Source organism: Dankookia sp. GCM10030260, assembly GCF_042666655.1.
GTDB lineage: Bacteria > Pseudomonadota > Alphaproteobacteria > Acetobacterales > Acetobacteraceae > Paracraurococcus.
In genome coordinates this window covers 1-4,363 of record NZ_JBHTDE010000055.1, presented here as the reverse complement: position 1 = coordinate 4,363, position 4,363 = coordinate 1, and the positions used below count along the sequence as shown (strand labels likewise).

Genomic DNA, 4,363 nt, shown 5'->3' with positions numbered 1-4,363 from the left:
CGACCCCGGCAACCGCTCCGCCGCGGAGATCGAGCGCGAGGTGGAGCAGACCCGCGCCGGCCTCACCAACACGCTGGACGAACTGCGCGAGCGCGCTTCGCCGGGCCAACTCTTCGAGCAAGCGCTGGATTATGCCCGCAGCTCCGGCGGCAATGAGTTCGTGCGCAACCTCGGCACTTCGGTACGGGACAACCCGCTGCCGCTGCTGCTGATCGGCGCCGGCATCGGCTGGCTGATGATGTCGGGCGGCAACCGCTCGGGCGGGCCCACGCCGTCCCGGACCGCCTCGCCCAACCGCTCGGCCGGCACCGGCCGCACGCGGGTGCGGGTGTATGGTGGCGGTGTGGAGCCCGAAGATTCGATGACCGGGCGCGCTTCGGCCGCCGTGGGCGCGGCGCGCGACAGCGTCGCCGGCACGGCCGACCAAGCGAAGGAAAAGGTCGGGCAAGCCTATGACAGCGTTACCGATGTGGTGAGCTCGGTGACCGACAGCGTCCGCGATGCGGCTACCTCAATCACCGACCAAGTGACGGGCAGCGGGCAGGACGTGCAGGCCCAAGCCAGCGAACTCAGTGAGCAGACCCGCCAGGGCGTCACCTGGTTGATGCAGGAGCAACCCTTGGTGCTGGGCGCGATTGGCGTGGCCCTGGGTGCCGCGGTCGGCGCGCTACTGCCGGGCACCGAGGTCGAGGATCGGCTGATGGGTGAGACCCGCGACGCTGTGGCGGATCGCGTCCAGACCACCGCGCAGCACGGCTATGAGCGGCTCAAGGACACCGCGGGCGAGCATGTAGATCATGTGAAGGCCGCGGTCGGACAGGCGGCGAGTGGCACAGGCGGGGTCGGTTCGGCACTGACTGATGCGGCGCGGGAGGTTCGGCAGGCAGTGCGCGATACCGCGCAAGACTTGGCCGGCGAGGCGCGCAGTGCCGTGGAGGGCCAGCCGCGCCGCAATGAGGGGTTGGCACCCGCGCTGGCCCCAAGCTCACCGCGCATCGGCCCCGTCTAGGCTACAGGGCTTCGCCAACGGATCCCCACCGCGGCCGAAGCAAAAGAACCATGCCTTTGGATGGCCCGGTACGGACTGCCGTGGCCGCCGTACCGGACAAGCCGCAGGAGGTGAGAGGCAGCAGCCATGACTGATAGTCTTCCAGATGTCCCAGGCGGCCCGCACCTGCGGACCATTGCGATGCCCCGTGATGCCAATGCGGGCGGCGACATCTTTGGCGGTTGGACACTGTCGCAGATGGACTTGGCGGGCGGCGGCCTGGCCGCCGAACAGGCGCAGGGCCGTGTCGCCACGGTGGCGATCGAGGCCATGCGCTTCCTGCGGCCCATCTCGGTCGGTGACGAGGTAAGCTGCTACTGCTCCCTGGTGAAAACCGGCGACACCTCCGTGGTGGTGAAGGTCGAAACCTGGGCCCGCGGACGCGGGCATGGCAAGGAGCCGCAGAAGGTGACGGAAGGCGTCTTCACCTTCGTCGCCCTCGACGAGGGTGGCCATCCCCGCAATGTGGTCGGGGACGACCATGGCTGATCCGAGCCGTTTGGTGCGTTTGCGTTTTCCCGTGGAGGAAATGCATGCCGGAACGCCTGCTTATCGCGCTCATCGCTCACGATACCAAGAAGGACACTTTGGTGGCTTGAGCGAAGCGCTGGGAGCATTGGCTCGCCGGTCACACCCTGCTCGGTACCGGGTCAAGCGCCGCGGCGGTGGAGCGCGCCTGCCCCTCGCTCCAGGTGGAGCGGCTCAAAAGCGGGCCTGAGGGTTATGTTGCAAAGTTCGCAGCGGACCGTGAATGGCGCCAGAGGCAGGCAAGGTCAGGCAGCGACGTCGAACAGCTCGGCGATGAAGATCGCTTGGGCCCGAATGTCACGTCCACCAATCCTCCGCACCTGCCCCTTCCTCACCATCGCCATCACCTCGTAGCCTGCCAAGGTTCGTCGCGCCGTCCAGAAACATCCGAAGCCAAGCCCCGGCCTGATCAGCCGTTTCACGCGCCGATGGTCTTGTTCGACGATGTTATTGAGGTACTTGACCTGGCACAGCCGCGAGCGCCGCCACAGCTCCCCGTCCTCCTTCATTTCCGCCACCGCACGCGGGTAGGACGGATTCTTGTCCACCGTGATGGTGCGCGGGTTCACCGTGTGCGGCTGCTCCAGCGCCTTACGGAAGAAGCGCTTTGCAGCCGCCGCGTCCCGCTTGGCTGAGAGCAGGAAGTCGATGGTCTGGCCGCGGCTGTCGACCGCGCGATACAGGTAGGTCCAGCGGCCCTTCACCTTCACATACGTCTCGTCAACCCGCCACGAGCCATTGCTTGGGCGCAGGTGCGGTCGGATCCGTTTCTCCAGCTCCGGCGCATAGGCCTGGATCCAGCGGAAAATCGTGGTGTGGTCGACCTCTGCGCCGCGGTCGGCCAGCATCAGCTCGAGATCGCGGTAGCTGATCGGGAACATCAGGTACCAGCGGACCGCCCAGAGGATCACCTCGGCGATGAACTGCCGTCCCTTGAAGGACCCGCCCGGCTTCACCGCGCCCGCCTGATGCCGTCTCGCCATGCCCGGCTTCTATCTTGCCGTGAGCGTTCAAAAAAGCTGCAACAGAACCGTTGGCAGTGACCTTCACGAACCGTTCGCCGTCAGAGGATCGCCATTCAATCGGCGCGATGCGCTTACCCTTCGACAAACTGACCAATGGGACGGACATACCCTCCCGGTCGTCGCGCAACGGCACGTCACCGATGAAGGCCACGAACAAGTCGAGTTGCTGTTTGCCGGACACGGGCACTTCCGGTTCAACCTGAGCAGCGATGCTGAACAGGTCGGGCGCGCCGTCCTTCCCGTCCTTCGCCATCACGCGGGCTCCTGCCGCATGAGCATGTTCCGCACGGTGGTCCCGTGCCAGGTGCCGCCGCGGGCGGTGCGAATGCCGCGCGTGTTCAGCGCATCGGCGATGCCCCGGTAGCTGCTGACCCCGGTGGCCTCGAGCTGGCGGATGACGGGCAGGACGTTGTCGGCGAAGGCCGCGGCCGCCGCCCGGATGCTTGCGGCCCCCTTCTCCTGCGCCTCGGCCAGGTTGGTCCGGTTGCCCAGAAGGGCCCCCTTCGCCTTCTTCTGAGCCAGCGCAGCCCGGGTCCGCTCAGAGATCAGCCGGCGCGCCGTCGGCGTCATCATCACGCGGCTTCCCGCAGGACACGGGAGAGGGCGTCCAGGGACAGGCGCTCGCCGCACTCCGCCCCCAATGTCTCACGGATGGCTCGGAGCGGGGCACCAGCGGCGCGCAACTCGCCGGCCCGGCGGATGGCCGCCTGCTGCTCCGGGATAGGCTGCAAGGCGCCTTTTGGGCCGACCCGGTAGCCGTAGGGCACCTTGCCGCCGAGATACCGGCCGCGCTGGCGCTGGTCCCGCTTCACGTCGGTGACGCGCTCCCGGGTCCGATCGCGCTCGCTCTCCGCCACGGCCGACAGGATGGTGAAGACCAGCTTGGAAATGCCGTTGCCGGTCACGTCGCCGCCGAGGTCGATCATGTGCAGGCTGACGTCCTGCTCTTTCAGCTGGCTCAGCACGCCGAGGGCGTCTAGGGCGGAGCGGAACATGCGGTCGAGCTTCGACGTGATGATGGTGTCGCCGGGACGCAGGGCAGCCAACAGGGCGGCACCCTCCGGTCGCTCATGCAACGGCTTGGCGCCGGAGACGCCCCGCTCCACGAACAAGCGGTTGATGGCGAGACCCTGCATCATTGCGTAAGCGGCTAGCTTCCGTTCCTGCTGCACAAGACTTTCGCCCTCGTCAGTCTGCCGAGCGGTCGAAACGCGGGTGTAACCATAGGTCGCCATGACGTTCGCTTGTCCGCTTGCGTCCATACCTTCTATTTCCGTCCGGTTCCTTTAGCAAACAGACAAACGGGCCAATGCCCTCACGTATTCCGCAGCCCGACGCTAGCTCACGTCAGCCTACGCTCCGCCCTTCCCGCAGGCGATGCCGCTGGCGCATTGGGGTGCGGCACGGTTCGATGAGACAGCCGACTGCGGTAGAGGTCACCGCAACCGGAGGTCAGACCGATGGACCAGAACCACAGCGACAAGCCCGTGGGGGCGCCTGCTGGCGCTCAGGACGCTGACGCCGACGCCCCCTCGGGCGGTGCCGGACCGGAGCGTCGCAACTCCGCCCGGCGCAAGCTGGCCGCCGTCACCCGGCTGCTGCGGGGCGAGCCGCTCGAGACCGTGGCCCGCGAGCTCAATGTCACCGTTGCCCGCCTGAGCGAGTGGCGCGACCGCGCCCTGGTCGCGGCGGAGACGGCGATGAAGGAGCGCGAGCGCGACAGCCGCGACGAGGAGGTGCTCCGTCTCAAGGCCAAGCTCGG

At 67.5% G+C, this 4,363-nt stretch carries 5 protein-coding genes and 1 pseudogene; 3 read left to right on the top strand and 3 right to left on the bottom strand.

Annotated elements, in window-relative coordinates:
* Together ACFQS7_RS30595 and ACFQS7_RS30590 are read left to right on the top strand one after the other, a co-directional pair.
* A partial coding sequence (locus tag ACFQS7_RS30595; RefSeq protein ID WP_380070923.1) for a DUF3618 domain-containing protein occupies window positions 1–1,009 on the top strand: 1,009 nt, incomplete at its 5' end.
* A gap of 180 nt (window positions 1,010–1,189) precedes the next feature.
* On the top strand, window positions 1,190–1,537 hold the full coding sequence (locus ACFQS7_RS30590) for an acyl-CoA thioesterase (RefSeq protein ID WP_380070922.1): 348 nt from the start codon (window positions 1,190–1,192) through the stop codon (window positions 1,535–1,537).
* A 284-nt stretch (window positions 1,538–1,821) separates the two neighbouring features.
* Here ACFQS7_RS30590 and ACFQS7_RS30585 read toward each other — a convergent pair whose 3' ends face one another.
* From ACFQS7_RS30585 to ACFQS7_RS30575, 3 genes are all read right to left on the bottom strand, one after another.
* Window positions 1,822–2,532 carry an IS6 family transposase gene (locus ACFQS7_RS30585; RefSeq protein ID WP_380070924.1) on the bottom strand — a complete coding sequence of 237 codons (711 nt, stop codon included), beginning with the start codon at window positions 2,530–2,532 and terminating at the stop codon, window positions 1,822–1,824.
* A 321-nt stretch (window positions 2,533–2,853) separates the two neighbouring features.
* Window positions 2,854–3,174, bottom strand: a complete 321-nt coding sequence (locus ACFQS7_RS30580; RefSeq protein WP_380070921.1) for a recombinase family protein — start codon at window positions 3,172–3,174, stop codon at window positions 2,854–2,856.
* On the bottom strand, window positions 3,174–3,863 hold the full coding sequence (locus ACFQS7_RS30575; protein WP_380070920.1) for a recombinase family protein: 690 nt from the start codon (window positions 3,861–3,863) through the stop codon (window positions 3,174–3,176). The genes ACFQS7_RS30580 and ACFQS7_RS30575 overlap by 1 nt, the downstream gene beginning before the upstream one ends.
* 198 nt (window positions 3,864–4,061) lie before the next feature.
* On the opposite strand from ACFQS7_RS30575, the pseudogene ACFQS7_RS30570 reads away from it, so the two are divergent.
* Window positions 4,062–4,363, top strand: a pseudogene (locus ACFQS7_RS30570) (hypothetical protein); the annotation flags it as partial.

Bases quoted from the DNA above. Each gene is read 5' to 3' on its own strand.
- ACFQS7_RS30590 (WP_380070922.1), top strand. From the start codon at position 1,190: ATGCCCCGTGATGCCAATGCGGGCGGCGACATCTTTGGCGGTTGGACA.
- ACFQS7_RS30580 (WP_380070921.1), bottom strand. From the start codon at position 3,174: ATGATGACGCCGACGGCGCGCCGGCTGATCTCTGAGCGGACCCGGGCT.
- ACFQS7_RS30575 (WP_380070920.1), bottom strand. From the start codon at position 3,863: ATGGACGCAAGCGGACAAGCGAACGTCATGGCGACCTATGGTTACACC.